The sequence below is a fragment of the Xanthobacter sediminis genome (genome assembly GCF_043195015.1).
Classification (GTDB): Bacteria; Pseudomonadota; Alphaproteobacteria; order Rhizobiales; family Xanthobacteraceae; genus Xanthobacter.
Map to the genome: position 1 here is coordinate 61,536 of NZ_JBAFWH010000003.1, position 17,977 is coordinate 79,512.

General features: G+C 69.8%; 11 protein-coding genes and 1 pseudogene. 6 read left to right on the top strand and 6 right to left on the bottom strand.

The window, feature by feature from the left end; all coding sequences use genetic code 11:
- The first annotated feature begins 57 nt into the window (after positions 1–57).
- From V5F61_RS04385 to V5F61_RS04400, 4 genes are all read left to right on the top strand, one after another.
- Complete coding sequence (locus V5F61_RS04385) at positions 58–1,671, top strand: ABC transporter substrate-binding protein (RefSeq protein WP_393989561.1); 1,614 nt, start codon at positions 58–60, stop codon at positions 1,669–1,671.
- A gap of 160 nt (positions 1,672–1,831) precedes the next feature.
- Positions 1,832–2,857: an ABC transporter permease gene (locus V5F61_RS04390; RefSeq protein ID WP_393989562.1), complete on the top strand. Its 1,026-nt coding sequence runs from the start codon at positions 1,832–1,834 to the stop codon at positions 2,855–2,857.
- A gap of 23 nt (positions 2,858–2,880) precedes the next feature.
- A complete protein-coding gene (locus V5F61_RS04395; RefSeq protein WP_393989563.1) occupies positions 2,881–3,747 on the top strand; it encodes an ABC transporter permease in 867 nt (288 codons plus the stop codon).
- An 11-nt stretch (positions 3,748–3,758) separates the two neighbouring features.
- Positions 3,759–5,426 carry a dipeptide ABC transporter ATP-binding protein gene (locus V5F61_RS04400; protein WP_393989564.1) on the top strand — a complete coding sequence of 556 codons (1,668 nt, stop codon included), beginning with the start codon at positions 3,759–3,761 and terminating at the stop codon, positions 5,424–5,426.
- Positions 5,427–5,465: 39 nt separating this feature from the next.
- Here V5F61_RS04400 and V5F61_RS04405 read toward each other — a convergent pair whose 3' ends face one another.
- The 4 genes from V5F61_RS04405 to V5F61_RS04420 all read right to left on the bottom strand — a co-directional run bounded on the left by V5F61_RS04405 (position 5,466) and on the right by V5F61_RS04420 (position 12,725).
- The gene (locus tag V5F61_RS04405) at positions 5,466–7,313 is read right to left on the bottom strand and encodes an aminopeptidase P family protein (protein ID WP_393989565.1); all 1,848 of its coding nucleotides are present in this window, start codon (positions 7,311–7,313) and stop codon (positions 5,466–5,468) included.
- Between the two features lie 360 nt (positions 7,314–7,673).
- Positions 7,674–9,263 carry a bifunctional phosphoribosylaminoimidazolecarboxamide formyltransferase/IMP cyclohydrolase gene (gene purH, locus V5F61_RS04410; protein WP_393989566.1) on the bottom strand — a complete coding sequence of 530 codons (1,590 nt, stop codon included), beginning with the start codon at positions 9,261–9,263 and terminating at the stop codon, positions 7,674–7,676.
- Positions 9,264–9,375: 112 nt separating this feature from the next.
- A complete protein-coding gene (locus V5F61_RS04415) occupies positions 9,376–11,136 on the bottom strand; it encodes a heparinase II/III family protein (protein ID WP_393989567.1) in 1,761 nt (586 codons plus the stop codon).
- 227 nt (positions 11,137–11,363) lie between these two features.
- The gene (locus tag V5F61_RS04420; protein ID WP_393989568.1) at positions 11,364–12,725 is read right to left on the bottom strand and encodes an RsmB/NOP family class I SAM-dependent RNA methyltransferase; all 1,362 of its coding nucleotides are present in this window, start codon (positions 12,723–12,725) and stop codon (positions 11,364–11,366) included.
- 212 nt (positions 12,726–12,937) lie between these two features.
- Between V5F61_RS04420 and V5F61_RS04425 the strand changes: the two genes are divergently transcribed.
- Both V5F61_RS04425 and V5F61_RS04430 read left to right on the top strand, forming a co-directional pair.
- On the top strand, positions 12,938–14,230 hold the full coding sequence (locus V5F61_RS04425; protein ID WP_393989569.1) for an adenylosuccinate synthase: 1,293 nt from the start codon (positions 12,938–12,940) through the stop codon (positions 14,228–14,230).
- A 38-nt stretch (positions 14,231–14,268) separates the two neighbouring features.
- On the top strand, positions 14,269–15,606 hold the full coding sequence (locus V5F61_RS04430; RefSeq protein ID WP_393989570.1) for a hypothetical protein: 1,338 nt from the start codon (positions 14,269–14,271) through the stop codon (positions 15,604–15,606).
- 547 nt (positions 15,607–16,153) lie between these two features.
- Here V5F61_RS04430 and V5F61_RS04435 read toward each other — a convergent pair.
- Together V5F61_RS04435 and coaA are read right to left on the bottom strand one after the other, a co-directional pair.
- Positions 16,154–16,911 (bottom strand): annotated as a pseudogene (locus tag V5F61_RS04435) (IS5 family transposase).
- Positions 16,912–16,971: 60 nt separating this feature from the next.
- Positions 16,972–17,943 (bottom strand): type I pantothenate kinase, encoded by a 972-nt coding sequence (coaA, locus tag V5F61_RS04440; protein WP_393989571.1) that lies wholly within the window; start codon positions 17,941–17,943, stop codon positions 16,972–16,974.
- Positions 17,944–17,977 lie beyond the last annotated feature (34 nt).

The following is a 17,977-nucleotide window of genomic DNA, read 5'->3' on the forward strand; positions in this document are numbered from 1 at the left end:
CTTCATAAGATTGCATGTAATCTTGCATCCAATCCAGATGCCGCAAGGAGGCTGGCCATGCAGCGCCGGGAGTTCCTGAAGTCCACGCTCGCCGTCGCGCTCGGCGCCGGGGTCCTGCCGCTGGCGCGGGTGCTCCCCGCTGCGGCCGCGCCGGCCGACACGATCGTGGTGGCCACCGGCGCCACCGTCAACTCGCTGGACCTGCACCGCCAGGGCACCAACCGCGCCAGCTACCAGGTGGCGGTGAACGCCTACGACCGGCTCGTGAAGTTCGGCACCAAGACCCTGCCGGACGGCAGCGTCAGCTACGATTCCAGCGTCATCGAGCCGGACCTCGCCGAGAGCTGGACCGCGAGCGATGACGGCCGCACCATCACCTTCAAGCTGCGTCCGAACGCCGTGTTCGCCGACGGCACGCCGGTGACGGCGCAGGACGTGAAATGGTCCCTCGACCGCGCGGTGAGCCTGGGCGGCTTCCCCACCACCCAGATGAAGGCGGGCCTGCTGGAGAAGCCCGCCCAGTTCGAGGCGGTGGACGACAAGACCTTCCGCATCACCCTGCCGCGCGCCTCCAAGCTGACGCTGCCGGACCTCGCGGTGCCCGTGCCGTTCATCATCAACTCCAAGGTGGCCAAGGCCCATGCCACGGCGGAGGACCCCTGGGCGACGGAATATCTCCACCGCAACACTGCCGGCTCCGGCGCCTTCGTGGTGGAGCGGTGGGACCCCGGCCAGCAGCTCGTCTATGCCAGCAACGATAAGTGGACCTCCGGCAAGCTGCCCCAGGCCAAGCGCGTCATCATGCGTGAGATTCCCTCGGCCGCCACGCGGCGCGCGCTGATCGAGCGCGGGGACGTGGACCTCGTGTTCAACATCCCCGACAAGGATGCCAACGAGCTGAAGGCCTCCGGCAAGGCCAAGGTAGTCTCCACCCCTATCGAGAACTGCCTCTACGTGCTCGCGCTGAACGAGAATTTCGAGCCCTTCAAGAACAAGAAGGTGCGCCAGGCCATCGCTTATGCGGTGCCCTACGAGGCCATCTTCAAGACCGCCGCCTACGAGGCGGGGGTACCCATGTGGGGCGGCACGCAGAAGGCCGAGAGCATCGCCTGGCCCCAGCCCTCGCCCTACAAGCTCGACCTGGAGAAGGCGAAGGCGCTGCTGGCCGAGGCCGGCTACAAGGACGGCTTCACGGTGCCGTTCTACATCAATCTCGACCTCGCCTCGTGGATGGAGCCCACCGCGCTGCTGATCCAGGAGAGCCTGGCCAAGATCGGCATCAAGGCGCCCATCGAGAAGATCCCCGGCGCCAACTGGCGCACCGCCGCCTCGGTGGAAAAGCGCCTGCCCATGCACCTCGACGATTTCGGCGGCTGGCTGAACTATCCCGATTACTATTTCTTCTGGGCCTACACCCCCGGCACCATCTTCAACTCCTCCAACTACGACAATCCGGAGGTGGTGAAGCTGGTGAACGAGACCCTCGACACGCCGGTGACAGACCCCGCCTACGCGCCCAAGATCCGGCAGATCATCGACATCGTCTATGACGACGTGCCGCGCATCCCGCTCTACCAGCCGGCCCTCTCCTCGGCCATGACACCGAAAATCGGCGGCTATGAATACTGGTTCCACCGCCAGCCGGACGCCCGGCCCCTCACCAAGTCCTGACCGTTTCCGGGCGGGCCGCTCCCGGCCCGCCCGAAGCGTTTTCGAGCGAAGTGGACACCGGTTCGGGTGAGGAAAGCACGTTAAATCAAACTGTTATCGCGCGTCAGCGTTTCCCCGGAAACGACGACGCGCGATAACGCCACGGGAAAGGAGCGCGGCGATGGCATCGTCCCGGATCGTGATCGTCCTCAAGCGCCTCGCGCAGGCGGTGCCGACGCTGTTCGGCGTCGTGGTCGTCACCTTCATCCTCACGCGGGCGCTGCCGGGCGATCCGGCGGCCTATTTCGCGGGCCCGGCGGCGACGCCGGAATCCATTGCCCAGGTGCGTGCGGCGCTGGGGCTCGACAAGCCGCTCCCCGCCCAGTTCGTGCGCTACCTCCAGGATCTGGCCACCGGCAATCTCGGCCAGTCCATCTCCACCGGCCAGAGCGTACTCTCCGATATCGCCTCCCGCCTGCCGGCCTCCCTGGAGCTGACCCTTTCGGCGCTCGCGCTCTCGCTCGCCATCGCCGTGCCGCTCGGCATCCTCGCGGCCACGCGGCCGGGCAGCCTCGTCGACCATGCCTGCCGGGTGGTGGTGACGGCCGGCGTCTCGCTGCCGGTGTTCTTCACTGGCCTCGCCCTGGTCTATGTGTTCTACTACCAGCTCGGGATCGCGCCGGCGCCCGTGGGCCGGCTCGACTTCGCCTATCTCCCGCCGCCCACCGTCACCGGCTTCTTCGTGGCGGACGCGCTCCTCGCGGGGGATGCGGAAACGGCTGGGGCGGCCTTCGGCCAGCTCGTGCTGCCGGCGGTGACGCTGGCCATCTTCACCCTGGCGCCGCTGGCGCGCATGACGCGGGCGGCGATGCTCCAGGTGCTGGCGGCGGATTTCGTGCGCACCGCGCGGGCGGCGGGCCTCTCCCGGCGCAAGGTGCTGCTCGGCTATGCCCTGCGCAACGCGCTGCTGCCCCTCATCACCACCTTCGGCATGGTGTTCTCCTTCGCGCTCGGCGCCAACGTGCTGGTGGAAAAGGTCTTTGCCTGGCCCGGCATCGGCTCCTACGCGGTCGAGGCGCTGGTGGTCTCCGACTATGCCGCCGTGCAGGGCTTCGTGCTGGTGATGGCGATCCTGTTCGTCATCATCAACCTCCTGATCGACCTCTCCTACACGCTGATCGACCCGCGCGTCGGCTTCGACGGATGAGCCGCATGGACGGAGCGCACCACATGACGCCTCTCGCCGCCCGCACCGGGGGCATCGGCCGCCACATGCTCTATGTGCTGCGCGCCAACCCGATGACGCTCATCGCCTTCACCTTTTTGGTGATGCTGGTGCTGGCCGCCCTCGCCGGGCCGCTCCTGGTGCCGCACGATCCGCTCGCCACCGATGCCGCCAACGCCCTGAAGCCGCCCTCGTGGCGCAACTGGTTCGGCACCGACGACCTCGGCCGGGATGTCTTCTCCCGCGTGGTGGTGGCGACGCGGCTTGATCTCGCCATCTCGCTCTCGGCTGTGGCGCTGTCGTTCGCGGCGGGCGCGGTGATGGGGTCGCTGGCGGGCTTCTACGGCGGCTGGACCGACCGCATAATCTCGCGCGTGCTCGATACGCTGATGGCGTTCCCGCTGTTCGTGCTGGCCATGGGCATCGTGGCGGCGCTGGGCAATTCAGTGGGCAACATCGTGCTCGCCACCGCCATCGTGAACCTGCCCTTCTATGCCCGCCTCAGCCGCACCGAGGTGAACATCCGCCGCGAGGCCGGCTTCGTGCAGGCGGCGCGCCTTTCCGGCAACTCGAACCTGCGCATCCTGTTCGGCCAGATCTTCCCCAATGCGCTGCCGCCCATGATGGTGCAGATCTCGCTCAACCTCGGCTGGGCGATCCTGAATGCGGCGGGCCTGTCCTTCATCGGCCTCGGGGTGCGCCCGCCCGCCCCCGAGTGGGGCATCATGGTGGCCGAGGGCGCGCGCTTCATCGTTTCGGGCGAATGGTGGCTGGCCCTGTTCCCCGGCGCGGCGCTGATGCTCGCGGTGTTCACCTTCAACATGCTGGGCGACGGGCTGCGCGACATCGTCGATCCCCGCGCCCGCAGCTGAGGAGGAAAGCCATGGCCACATTCCTGGACGTGCGCGACCTCAGCGTCGATTTCCGCACCCGCAACGGCGTGGTGCACGCGGTGCGCCATGTCAGCTTCACCCTGGAGAAGGGGCGCACGCTGGGCATCGTGGGCGAATCGGGCTCCGGCAAGTCGGTGACCTCCTATTCGCTCCTGCGCATCCTCGACGCGGCGGGCGTGATCGCCGGCGGCGGCATCAGCTTCGACGGGGTCGACATCGCCGCAGCTTCCGAGCGCGCCATGCGCGACATCCGGGGCCGGGAGATCTCCATGATCTTCCAGAACCCGCGCGCGGCCCTCGACCCCATCCGCAAGGTGGGCCACCAGATCGAGGACGTGCTGCGCCAGCACGTGCAGGCCGATGCCTCCAACGCCTACGAGAAGGCCATCGACGCGCTCAAGGCGGTGCGCATCAACAATCCGCAGGAGCGCTACCACGCCTATCCGTTCGAGCTTTCGGGCGGCATGTGCCAGCGGGTGGTGATCGCGCTGGCCCTCGCGTGCCGGCCCCAGCTCCTCATCGCCGACGAGCCCACCACCGGGCTCGACGTGACCACCCAGAAGGCGGTGATGGACCTCGTGGCCGAGCTGACGCGCGCGCGCGGCATGGCCATGATCCTCATCACCCACGATCTCGGCCTCGCCGCCGCCTATTGCGACCACCTCATCGTGATGAAGGACGGGGAGGTGGTGGAATCGGCGCCCGCGCAGGAGCTGTTCCGCCATCCGCGGCATGCCTATACGCGCAGGCTGCTGCGCGCGACGCCCCACGGCTCCGCCAGCGTGCGCGACCTGCTGCCCGAGGACGCGGCTCCGCCGCCCGCCGCCCCTCCCCCACCGGCGGCGAAGGCACCGGCCGAGCCGCTGCTCGTGGTCCGGAACCTGGTGAAGGAATATCCGCTGAAATCGGCGCGTTCGGGCGTGTTCCGCGCGGTGGATGGCATCTCCTTCAGCGTGGGGCGGGGCGAGAGCGTGGGGCTGGTGGGCGAATCGGGCTGCGGCAAGTCCACCACCTCGGCCATGATCATGCGCCTTGCGGACCCCACCTCCGGCAGCATCCTGTTCGACGGGGCGGACGTGGGCGCGGTGCCGGCCGCGCAATTCGCCCGCTCGCCCTGGCGCGGGCGGCTGCAGATGGTGTTCCAAGACGCCACCGACAGCCTCAACCCGCGCTTCACCGCCCGCCGCGCCATCGCCGATCCGCTCCTGCGCCTCGGCGCGCGGGGCGACGGTGCGGCCATGCCAAAGGCGGCGATGGCAGCGCGGGTGGAGGAGCTGGCGGCGCTGTGCGGCCTGCCGGCCCATCTGCTGGACCGCTTCCCGCACCAGCTCTCGGGCGGGCAGAAGGCGCGCGTGGGCATAGCCCGCGCCATCGCGGTCTCGCCCGACCTGCTGGTGCTGGACGAGCCCACGGCGGCGCTCGACGTATCCGTGCAGGCGGTGGTGCTGAACCTGCTGGTGGACCTGAAGGAGAAGCTCGGCATGAGCTATCTCTTCGTGTCCCACGACCTCGCGGTGGTGAGGCTGCTGTGCGACCGCGTCATCGTCATGCAGAGCGGGCGCATCATCGAGGAGGGCGATTGCGCCACGGTGCTCGGCGCCCCGCGCCAGGACTACACGCGCGCCCTCCTCGCCGCCATTCCGCACCCGCCGTTCTGAGCACACCCGCGGCGCCGGCCGTAACCGGCGCCCTTGCCATCACAGGGGCGCGGTGGCGCGGATCAGCCAGGCGAGGGCGTCGCCCTCGAGCAAGGGCGAGAGCGCGTTGCGCACCAGCCGGTGATAGGCGTCGATGGCGCCGCGCTCCGCCACGGTGATGAGGCTGAGGTCGACCAGCCGGCGGTCATAGGGCACCAGCGTGAGCGTGGAGAAGCCGAGGCAGGGCCGCTCCGCCCCCGGCACCGAGCGCGGCTCCACCAGCACCAGATTCTCGATGCGGATGCCGTAGGCGCCTTCCTTGTAGTAGCCCGGCTCGTTGGAGAGGATCATGCCCGCCTGGAGCGGGACGTGGCCGAGCTGGGAAATGCGCGCCGGCCCCTCGTGCACGGACAGGCCCGCGCCCACCCCGTGGCCGGTGCCATGGTCGAAATCGAGCCCCGCCGCCCACAGGAACTGCCGCGCGAAGGGGTCGAGCTGGGCGCCCGTGGTGCCCTTCGGAAACACCGCGTGGGTGAGGGCGAGGTGGCCCTTCAGCACCAGCGTATAGCGGGCCCGCATCTCCTCGGAGGGCATGCCCACCGCGAGGGTGCGCGTCACGTCGGTGGTGCCGTCGGGATACTGGGCGCCGGAATCCAGCAGGAACAGCTCGTGGGGGTGGATGGCCCGGTTGGTGGCCCGCGTCACCCGGTAATGCACGATGGCCCCGTTCTCGCCCGCGCCGGCGATGGTGGGGAAGGAGATGTCGGAGAGCTCGCCGGTCTCGCGCCGGAAGGTCTCCAGCGCCTCCACGGCGTCGATCTCGGTAAGGGTGCCCGAGGGGGCGGCGAATTCGAACCAGGCGAGGAAGCGCGTGAGCGCCACCGCGTCGCGCACATGGGCGGCGCGCATGCCGGCGATCTCCGCCGGATTCTTGCACGCCTTCAGCAGCGCGATGGGGTCGGCGCCCTTGCTCACGGTGCCGCCGGCGCCCTCGATCACCTGGGCGAGGTGCACCGGCGCCGTGGCCTGGTCCACGCGGAAGACGCGCCCCGCGGCGAGCGCGGCAAGGGTGCTCTCCAGGTCGGCGGCCGTATGGATGTGGGCCTGGGCGCCGAGGGTGCCGCGGACCTCGTGGGAGAGCTTGGCATGGTCCACGAACAGGTGCGGTAGCCCGCTCGCCGGCACGATGCACCAGGAGAGCGGCAGCGGCGTGTGGTCCACGTCCGCGCCGCGGATGTTGAACAGCCACGCGGTGCCGTGGGGATCGGAAATGAGCGCGCCGTCGAGCTTCTGCTCCGCCAGCGCCTCCTGGACCCGGCGCAGCTTGGAGGAGGCATCCTCCCCGGCCACCGCGAGGTCGAGCAGGCGGACGGCCGCGCGCGGCGGCTCGGGCCGGTCGTTCCAGATGGCGTCGAAGGGGTCCTCGGGCACGCTCGCCAGGATGCCGCCGGCCGCCGCCACCGCCTTGGCGAAGCGCTCGCGCCCGTCGAGGGTGGTGCGCCACGGGTCGAAGCCCAGGCTTGCGCCCCTGGGCAGGTGGGTTTCCAGCCACGCCTCGGGCTTCAGCTGCGAGAGGGGCACGACGGTGAAGGCGGTGGTGTCCACCTGCGCGGGCGCCTGCAGGGTGTAGCGGCCGTCCACGAACAAAGCGGCCCGGTCCTTCAGGACGATCAGCAGCCCCGCCGAGCCGGTGAAGCCCGTGAGCCAGGACAGGCGCTCCTCGCGGGCCGGCACGTATTCGTTCTGATGGGCGTCGGCGCGGGGCACCACATAGCCGTCGAGGCCGCGGCGGGACAGCTCGGCCCGCAGCGCCGCGAGCCGGCCGGGGCCGGCGGCGCCGTCGGCGAGGTCGTCGAACGACTGGAAGACGGCTTTGAAATGGTCGGGCTTCTGATGATGGACGGTCATGGCAATGGGGGCCTGCAGGGAGATCGACGGCCGATGCTCCAGCCTAGAGCGTTTTCGCGCGAAGTGGAAACCGGTTCGCGTGAAGAAAAGGCGTCAACTCAATGGCCTGGAGCGTTTCCCCGCTTCCGTGAGGCACGGAAGCACTCCTGAGACATTTGAGGCGATGTGGCTCCGGTCGCACGAGACAAGGGAGCGGCCGTCGTCAGGGCAGGAGAGAGAGGCGCGGCACGATGCGCGCCGGCCCGTCCGATGGCCCGCAAGGCAGCGCGGCGTGCGGGCCGCGGCGCGCCGGAAGCGCAACCGCGAGCGTTCTCCACACCCGTCGCCGCTGGGCTCATGCGCCCGCGCCCCGCACGGGCCTCAGTGGCGGAAGTGGCGCACGCCCGTGAAGACCATGGCGAGGCCGGCTTCGTCGGCGGCGGCGATCACCTCCGCGTCGCGCATGGAGCCGCCGGGCTGGATCACCGCCGTGGCGCCCGCCTCCACCGCCGCCAGCAGACCGTCGGCGAAGGGGAAGAAGGCGTCGGAAGCCACCACCGAGCCCTTGGTCAGCGGCACCGCGAGGCCGGCGGCCGCCGCCGCGTCCTCGGCCTTGCGGGCGGCGATGCGGGCGGAATCCACGCGGCTCATCTGGCCGGCGCCGATACCCACGGTCGCGAGGTCCTTGGCATAGATGATGGTGTTGGACTTCACGTGCTTGGCCACGCGGAAGGCGAAGCGCAGGTCGGTGAGCTCGGCCTCGGTGGGCGCGCGCTTCGTCACCACCTTCAGCTCCAGGTCGTCGGCGCTGATGTTGTCGCGGCCCTGCACCAGGAAGCCGCCGGCCACCGTCTTCACCACGAGGCCGGCGGCCCGCACGTCCGGCAGGCCGCCGGTGATGAGCAGGCGCAGGTTCTTCTTGGCGCCCACCACCGCGATGGCCTCCTCGGTGGCGTCGGGGGCGACGATCACCTCGGTGAAGATGTCCACCATGGCGCGGGCAGCCTCGGCATCCAGGGTGCGGTTGACGGCGATGATGCCGCCGAAGGCAGAGACGGGATCACACGCCAGCGCCTTGCGGTAGGCTTCCTCCAGGCTCGCCCCCTCGGCCACGCCGCAGGGGTTGGCGTGCTTCACGATCACCACCGCCGCGGTGCGGGCCGGGTGGAACTCGGCCACCGCCTCGAAGGCGGCGTCGGTGTCGTTGATGTTGTTGTAGGAGAGCTGCTTGCCCTGCACCTGCCGGGCGGTGGCGACGCCGGGGCGGATCTCGTCGGACGCATAGAAGGCGGCGGACTGGTGCGGGTTCTCGCCGTAGCGCAGGGCCTCGATGAGCTTGCCGCCGAGGGCGCGGTAGGCGGGGGCCTCCTCCTTCAGCTCGCGGGCGAACCAGTTGGAGATGGCCGCGTCATAGGCGGCGGTGCGGGCATAGGCCTTCTGGGCGAGGCGGCGGCGCAGGGCCAGCGTGGTGCCGCCGTGCTCGGCAATCTCCTTCAGCACGGCTTCATAGTCGGCGGCGTCCACCACCACCGCCACGTCGTTATGGTTCTTGGCCGCGCCGCGGATCATGGAGGGGCCGCCGATATCGATGTTCTCGATGGTCTCCTCGAAGTCCGCCTTGCGGGCGACGGTAGCCTCGAACGGATAGAGGTTCACCACCACGAGGTCGATGGGGGCGATGGCGTGCTCGGCCATGGCGGCCTGGTGGCCGGCGTCGTCGCGGATGGCGAGGATGCCGCCGTGGACCTTGGGGTGCAGGGTCTTCACCCGGCCGTCCATCATCTCGGGAAAGCCGGTGAGCTCGGAGACGTCCTTCACCTTCAGCCCCGCATCGGCGATGGCCTTGGAGGTGCCGCCGGTGGACACCAGCTCCACCCCGTGCCCGGCGAGGGCGGTGGCGAACGGCACCAGACCCGTCTTGTCCGACACCGAGATCAGGGCACGGGTCACGGGACGGATATCGGCAGGCATGGGGGCGGCTCCGGTGAACGAAAAGTGCCGTTCGCCTAGCACTAATGGGCGCCGCCCGAAAGGGCGCCGCGCGCCGGCCACCCCTGCGGTGGGCTCAACCTTGCCGCCCGCCTCAGCGCGGGCGGGCGGTGCCGCGATTGCCGATATACGTGCCGTTGAGGTTGCCGCTCGGGGCCTCGCGGGTGCGCATGAAGGTCCACACCAGGCGCGGGGTATCCCTCACGTCGCCGATCAGCACCAGCTGCGAGGTGCGGCGCGGGCCGCCGGAGGCGGCGAGGTAGATGCTCTCCTCCACCGCCAGCGGCACATGCGGCGCGGCGAAGGCCCAGGCCTCCCCGTTGGGCAGGCTGAGCAAGGCGGTGTGGGGATCGTCGAAGCGCTCCACCGCCACCTGAGGGTGAAGGTGGAAGCGGACGGCGAAGGCGTGGGAAGAAAGCTGCGCCCCCTCGGCCGCCGCGCGGAACACGTCCTCGCCGTCGAGCCGGTTGCCTTCCAGGGCGAGGCGCCAGGAGCGCTGGTGGATGACGCCGAACTCCGGCGCGTAGCCGTCGTGGCTGGCACGCAGCAAGATGGCCTCGTTGCGGGTGCCGCGCTGCACGTCCACGGTCTTCGGCCCGTCCACGATGGGCAGGCCGACAAGCCGCATGAGGTGGGAGCCCTTGAGGAAGCGGCAGGAAGAGGTGTCGGCGATGACGGCGGTGGAATGGGCCGCGGTGGAGCGCGCCACCTGCCGCCACTGCTCGCGATTGGTGGCGGGCACACCGCAATTGACCACGATGCGGTTGCGCCCGGTGGAGAATTCGAAGGCGAGGCAGCTCGCGTGCGCCTCCCAGCTCACCGACATGGGCGGCGGAGGCCCGGTGTCGGCGATCAGCACGGCGCCCTTGGCGTCGAGCCGCTGGTAGCCGGAATAGGGCGCGTTCGCCACCGGCGCGCCGCGTGCGTCGTCATAGGCGAGAATGGTGGCGAGCTGGTCCGCCGCAGTGAAACCCATGCCGTGGAAATGGGCGAAGGCGCCGTCCCCGTGGCGGAAGAAGCGCAGCATGGGCATCATGCGGTCCACCGCGTTCATCAGCGCGGCCGGGGCCTGATGGTTGCGCGCGGTGAAGGCCTGGCGCAGGGGCAGCAGATCCAGCAGCAGCTCGATGAGCATGCCGGGATTGCGGGTGATGGGCCCGCCGTCGGGCAGGATCTGTCGGTCGAGCTCCTCGCCGAGCCGGCGCTGCGCGGCCTTCAGCAGTCGGCCCTGGTCCGACATGCACAGCCCAGCGAAGGTGAGGGCGACGATGACCAGCAGGCGCGGATAGCCGTCCGGCGCCTCGCTGGCTCCGCGGCGGAGCTGGCGCACCTGCCGGGCCAGGGAGCGCATGAAGCGGCGGTAGAAGTCGAGCTCGGCATCCTGCAGCAGGAAGGTCGCCTGGGTGAGCCAGGAGATGACCCGGCGGGCGGTGACCTCCGGCCGGCCGGCGACGGCGCGGGCGACGCCGGGGTTGCGGACCCAGTCGCCCACCAGGGCGCGGGCATTGGCGCGGGCGATGGTGGTGTTGGCGGCGTGCAGGTGCCGCAGCCAGCCGAAGCCGTGCAGCGCCTCGGCCCAGTCCACCGAGGGCGGCACCACCTCGAACGGGGTGCGCCCGTCGAGCTGCACCGCCTTGCCGGCGAAGGCAAAGCGGCCGGAATAGATCTCGGCCGCGAGGGTGGGGTCGCCGGTGCGCAGGTCGTGGGGGGCGATGAGCAGGCGCTCGGGCACCGGCACCGGCGCGTAGGCGAGGCCAAGCGCGCTTGCGTCGGCGCGCCCCAGCAGCGCGCGCAGCCACTGGCCCGCCACCAGCGTGGCGAGGCGGAGACGCTCGGCGAGGCTGTCTCGGCTCACGTGGGTCCTCCGGCTCCCCGGTCGCACCGTGGAGAGGGACGCCGTGGTATGGAAGCGCCCGGCTAGGCCATGCCACATGACGGTGTCTCTCCCTCGGCACATCAGGCGGCGAATCATCAGGCCGGCGACACGGGGCTCCGTTCCGGGCCGGGCACAGGGGGCGTGCCGCCGCCCCGCGCGGCGGCCACGGCACCCCTGGAACCCTTGTGAAGAAAGGTTTCCCTAGGTCACCCGATGCGCCGGAGACGAGCCGCGAAGAAGCCGTCGAGCCCCGAGCGTTCCTTCTCCCCGCGCATCCATTGACTGGGTAGAGTGCGCACATCCCCTTGAGGAGTTATGAACGGCGCGATGCCTTCCATCTCCAGCGCCGTCACCGGCACGCGCGCCACGTCGCTGCGGGCCGCGAGCAGGCGCTCGACCTGCGCCTCGCCCTCCTCCGGCTCCAGCGAGCAGGTGGAGTAGACGATGAGCCCGCCCGCCTTCACGAGGTCCACCGCGTGGTCGAGCAGCCGGCCCTGCAGGGCGGCGAGGGTGGCGATGTCAGCCGGGCGCTTGGAAAGGGCGATGTCGGGGTGCCGGCGCAGGGTGCCGGTGGCCGAGCACGGGGCGTCCAGCAGAACTGCATCGTAGGGGCCGCCGGCGAACTGGAGGGTGTCGGCCTCCACCACGGACGCCGAGAGCTGCAGGCGGGCGAGGTTCTCCTTCAGCCGGGCGAGGCGGGCCGCCGAGCGGTCCACCGCCGTGACGGTGGCGCCGGAGGCGGCGAGCTGGGCGGTCTTGCCACCCGGCGCGGCGCACAGATCTGCCACCGCGAGGCCCCGCACCTCGCCCAGGAGGCGAGCGGGCAGCGCGGCGGCGGCGTCCTGCACCCACCAGTCGCCCTCGGCGAAGCCGGGCAGGAGGCGCACAGGGCCGGCCTGGAGAACCCGCACCGTGCCGGTGGGCAGCACCTCACCCGCGAGCTTCTCCGCCCACGACGCCGGGTCGGCCTTCACGGTAATGTCGAGGGGCGGCTCCACCGCATGCATGGCGGCGATGGCACGGGCGGCGTCGGCCCCATAGGCGGCGGTCCAGCGCTCGCGCAGCCAGGCCGGGGTGTCGGCGAGGAAGGGGTCGATGCCGTCCAGCGCGCCGTCCTTGTCGCGGGCGATCCGCCGCAGCACGGCATTGACGAGCCCGGCGAAGCCGGCAGTGGCGCGGTCGGCGCGGGCGAGGTCCACGCTGAGACCGACCGCCGCATGGTCCGGCACGTCCATGAACAGGAGCTGGGTCGCGCCCGCAAGCAGCACCGGCTCCAGGCGGGGCGCGGACTTGGGCAGGCCGCGCTCCATCAGCCGGCCGAGCGCGGCACGCAGCGTGCCGATCCGCCGCAGGGCGGTGGCCACGATACGGTAGGCGAGCGCCCGGTCGCGCGGATCGAGCCCCTGGGGCGCGGTCTCGAAGGCATCTTCCAGCGTGGTGCCGTGGTGGAGGATGCGGTCGAGCCCGTCCACGGCGAGGCGGCGGGCGGCGAAGCCGGCGGGCACGGCGGCACGGGGCGGATGGGGCGGATGGGGAGAACGCGAGGGCGCTTTCACGGGCGGTTTCATCGCGCGAGATAGAGCACGAACCCGGCGATCCCGCCAGCGGCGCGCCGCCCGGCGCGGTTCCGGAACACCATTTTACCGCCTGACATGGCGGTACCTTGCCTCGAAAGCCCCGATCCCGTAAGAGACATGGGCAACGCCCCGGACCAAAGCCGGGGCTTTGCTTTGTTCGCGCGGGCCGATGTGACCCGCGCCGCGCGAGGAGGCAATTCAGCGTGGCCAACGTGGTCGTGGTCGGCTCTCAGTGGGGCGACGAAGGCAAGGGTAAGATCGTCGACTGGCTCTCCGAGCAGGCCGACGTGGTCGTGCGGTTCCAGGGCGGGCACAATGCCGGCCATACCCTGGTGGTGAACGGCGTCACCTACAAATTGTCGCTGCTGCCTTCGGGGGTCGTGCGCCCCGGCAAGCTCTCCGTCATCGGCAACGGCGTGGTGCTCGATCCCCAGGCGCTGGTGGATGAGCTGGCCCGCCTCGCGGCCCAGGGCGTGGTGGTCGGCCCCGACCGGCTGCGCATCGCCGAGACGACGCCCCTCATCCTGCCCCTCCACCGCGAGCTCGACGCCCTGCGCGAGGCAGGCGCCGCCGGCACCCGCATCGGCACCACCAAGCGCGGCATCGGCCCCGCCTACGAAGATAAGGTGGGCCGCCGCGCGATCCGCCTCATCGACCTGGTGGACGCCACGACTCTGCCGTCCAAGGTGGACCGCCTGCTCTCCCACCACAACGCCCTGCGCCGCGGCCTCGGCCTCGAGGCGCTGGACGGCGCCGCGCTGGTGAACGAGCTGCTCGCCATCGCGCCCAAGGTGCTGCCCTTCATGGACCGGGTGTGGGAGCTGCTCGACAAGGCGCGCCGCGACGGCAAGCGCATCCTGTTCGAGGGCGCCCAGGGCGCGCTGCTCGACATCGACCACGGCACCTATCCGTTCGTGACCTCATCCAACACGGTGGCGGGCTCGGCCTCCAGCGGCACCGGCATCGGCCCCGGCGCGCTCGACTACGTGCTCGGCATCACCAAGGCCTACACCACCCGCGTGGGCGAGGGCCCCTTCCCCACCGAGCTCACCGACGAGATCGGCAAGACCCTCGGCAGCAAGGGCCGCGAATTCGGCGTGGTCACCGGTCGCGCCCGCCGCTGCGGCTGGTTCGACGCGGTGCTGGTGCGCCAGACCGTGCGCACCTGCGGCATCCACGGCATCGCCCTCACCAAGCTCGACGTGCTGGACGGCTTTACCGAACTGAAAGTCTGCGTGGGCTACAAAGTCGACGGCCAGACCATCGACCACCTCCCGGCGGAAAGCGGAGCCCAGGCACGGGCCGAGCCCATCTACGAGGTGATGGCGGGGTGGCAGGAATCCACGATGGGCGCCCGCTCCTGGGCCGACCTGCCTGCGGAAGCGGTCAAGTATGTGCGGCGGGTCGAGGAATTGATCGGCTGCCCGGTGGCGGTGTTGTCCACGAGCCCGGAGCGGGATGACACGATTCTGGTACACAATCCGTTCCAGGATTGACCGGAATCCTCGAACTCGAAGGCGAAGCTTAGGCGCTGATGGCTGATTACTACCCGCTCCTCGCACGTGCCGTCTCCAGCTTGCCGCAGAACACGGCGGAGGCGCGCAAGGCCGTGTTCGACCGCGCGCGCACCGCGCTGCTGCGGCAGCTGCGGGGCGTGGACCCTCCGCTGCCGGAGGGCGAGATCACGCGGGAGCGCCTCGGCCTCGAGGAGGCGATCCGCCGTCTGGAAGCCGAGCACGCGCCCCAGGACAATGTGAAGGCTGAGGCCGGGCCTCAGGACGTCGCGGCGCCCGCAAGCGTGGAGCCGCAGCGTCCTGGTCCCGCGCCGGAAGACGCGCGCGCGGCCGAGCCCGCCCCGGCCGCCCCCCCTCAGGAGGAGACAGCGCCTGCGGAAACGCCGGCCGCCTCCTCCCAGCCCGCAGAAGAGTCATCAGCCGAGGCCGCTCCCCCCCGCCGCGGCGTCGTGCGCCGGGGCGAGGTGCGCAGCCGCGAGCCGGCGGCGCCGGTGCGCCCCAGCGTGCGCGCGGCCGAGCCCCGCAAGGCCTCTGGGCTGCGCTTCGCCCTTTGGGCGGTGCTGGCGCTGGTGGTGCTGGGCGGCATCGTGGCGGCGGTGGTGGGCCTCGGCCTGTTTTCCTCCGGCACCCAGCAGACCGCGCAGACCCCTCCCGCCGCCGCCCCCGCGGCGCCGGCGGAGCAGCCCAAGAGCGAAGATCGCGTGGCTTCCACCACCGGCGAGGCCGCGCGCCGCGCGCCCGCCCCGACCAGCCGGGCCGTGGGCACCCAGCGTGCCGTGCTGCTGGAGGAGAGCCCGGGTGGCGCAAGCCCGCCGCAGACCTTCGAAGGCACCGTCACCTGGAAGACCGAAACCTTCAACGCCGGTCCCGGCCTGCCGCCCGATATCGGCATCCACGGCGAGATCGTGATTCCCGAGCGGCAGATCTCCGTGGGCTTCGTGCTCCGCCGCAACACGGACCAGACGCTGCCGGCCACCCACACCATCGAGATTTCGTTCAAGCTACCGCAGGATTTCGCCTTCGGCGGCGTCGCCAACGTGCCCGGCGTGCGGGCGAAGCAGAGCCAGCAGGCCCAGGGCGTTCCGCTTGCCGGCCTCGCGGTGAAGGTCAGCCCCACCCTGTTCCTGGTTGGCCTTTCGACCGCACCGTCGGATCGCCAGCGCAACCTCGCGCTGCTCCAGCTCTATCCCTGGTTCGACGTGCCCGTGGTCTACACCAACAACAAGAAGGCCGTGATCGTCTTCGAGAAGGGCACCCCCGGCCAGCAGGCCTTCAACGACGCCTTCTCCGCCTGGGGGGAGCTGATCCAGGCTCCGCCCCAGCAGGATGCGCCCGCCGCGCAGAAAAATGGCGAGTGAGCTTTCTGGTACCGCATGATTTCGAAAGGGCCGACGGACCGTTCCGCCGGCCCTTTTTCTTTGGCGGCGCCGCGTGGGGATGTGGGGCCGCGCGCTGTCGCTTGCGGCACCCTGCGGGATGAGCGGTGCCGCCGGGCTCATCGCATGATGGGGGAACATGAAATGCCCGCCCGCAACGCGCGGGCTCGGCCCAAAGACCCCTGAGCGTTTCTCATGGGCCGGTTTCCTGGATCCTTGGTCAAATCCGCACGACGCTCGAGCGAAACTGAACCGGCGCCGCTCAAAGACCGGACCCGATGGCACAATACCGAATGACCCGAGGAACCGCCGGGCCTCGCGACGCCTCGGCCCCATGAGCCGGGCCCGCCGTTTGCGGGCTTCGATGCGCACTCGCGCCGGCCGACGAGCCGATTGCGCCGGGAGAAGCCCAGCGCTTTCATCCGAAGTGGGAACCCGTTCGCATGAAGAAAATGCAGTATTCAATATTGTAGAGTGATTGCCGCACGCCGGTGCGAGCGGAAAACACTCTAGGCTCAGGACTCGTTGATCACAGCCAGAAGAGCACGGAGGCAGCGAGGGCGAGCACGGAGAAGAAGACGGTAGGGCATCGGTCGTAGCGGGTTGCGACGCGGCGCTAATCCTTGAGACGGCCGAACATGATCTCGATGCGGTTGCGGCGCTTGTATCGGCGCTTGTCGTATTTGACGGGCATGGAGCGGGATTTGCGGCCTGGAATGCAGGGCTTGATACCCTTTTGCTCGAGCGCGTCCCTGAACCATTCGGCGTCATAGCCCCGATCAGCCAGCATCCACTGCGCCTTGGGAAGATCGTCGAGCAAGGCTGCCGCGCCAGTGTAATCGCTGATTTGGCCGGCTGTGATGAAGAAACTCAGGGGGCGGCCGTTGGCATCGGTGATAGCGTGAAGCTTGGTGTTCATACCGCCTTTGGTCCGTCCGATCAGGCGTCCGAGATCCCCTTTTTTATCCCAAGGCTGGAAGCCGTGCGGTGGGCCTTGAGATAGGTCGCATCGATCATGACGGCCTGGGGTTCGGCTCGCTGGCCGGACAGACCTTCCATTATCCGAGCGAACACGCCCATCTCACTCCACCGTTTCCAGCGGTTATACAATGTCTTGTGCGGCCCGTATTCCCTCGGCGCATCCCGCCAGCGCAGACCGTTGCGGTTGACAAAAATGATCCCGCTCAGCACCCGCCGGTCGTCTACCCGGGGCTTGCCGTGGCTCTTGGGAAAATACGGCGACAGCCGCGCCATCTGCTCGTCCGTCAGCCAATACAGGTTGCTCATGCCCAGTCTCCTTGCAGAGCCTGAATCACAGCACCCGCGCCAAATCAATGGGTCCTGAGCCTAGAGCCGGCGCAGGCTCACCTCCGCCACCTCGTGGTCGCCCGCCTTGCGCAGGATGAGATCCGCCCGCTGGCGTGTTGGCAGGATATTGTCCTTGAGGTTCGGCAGGTTGATGGTGCGCCAGATGGACAAAGCCCGCTCCCGCGCCCCGTCCTCGGTGAGTTTCGAGTAGCGGTGGAAATAGGAGAGCGGATCGAGGAAGGCGGTGGAGCGCAGCCGCATGAAGCGCGACACGTACCAGTCTTCCAGCACCTCCTCCTCGCCGTCGATGTAGATGGAGAAGTCGAAGAAATCGGAGACGAAGGGGATCGCCTTGCCGTCCTTGGGCGGACGCGTGGTCTGCAGCACGTTCAGCCCCTCGACGATGAGAATGTCGGGGCGGTCCACCTCCACCACCTGGTCGGGCATCACATCATAGAAGAAGTGGGAGTAGAGAGGTGCACGCACCTTGCGGCGGCCGGCCTTGATGTCGGTGAGGAAGCGCAGCAGCGCCGGCAGGTCGTAGCTCTCCGGAAAGCCCTTCTTCTCCATCAGCCCCTCGCGCTTCAGCACTGCGTTGGGGAAGAGGAAGCCGTCGGTGGTCAACAGGTCCACCTTCGGCGTGTTCGGCCACCGGGCGAGCAGGGCCTGCAGCACGCGCGCGGTGGTGGACTTGCCCACCGCCACCGAGCCGGCGATGCCAATGATGTAGGGCATCTTGCCCTCGCCCTCGCGCTCGCCATCCTTCTGGTCGAGGAAGTAGCTCATGGCGCGGAACAATTTCTGCGTCGCCGCCACATAGAGCGAGAGCAGTCGCGAGAGCGGCAGGTAGATCTCCTCCACCTCCCGGATGGAGAGATGGGCGTTGAGGCCCTCCAGGCGCGCGATCTCGTCGGGCCGCAGCGTCATGGGCGTGTCGCGGCGCAGCGCGGCCCATTCATCGCGCGAGAAGGTCCGGTAGGGAGAGAGGCTGGCGTCGATCCGGCGGTCCATCCTGGTGCCCCCGCTCTTGCTTTGGTCTTGGCTC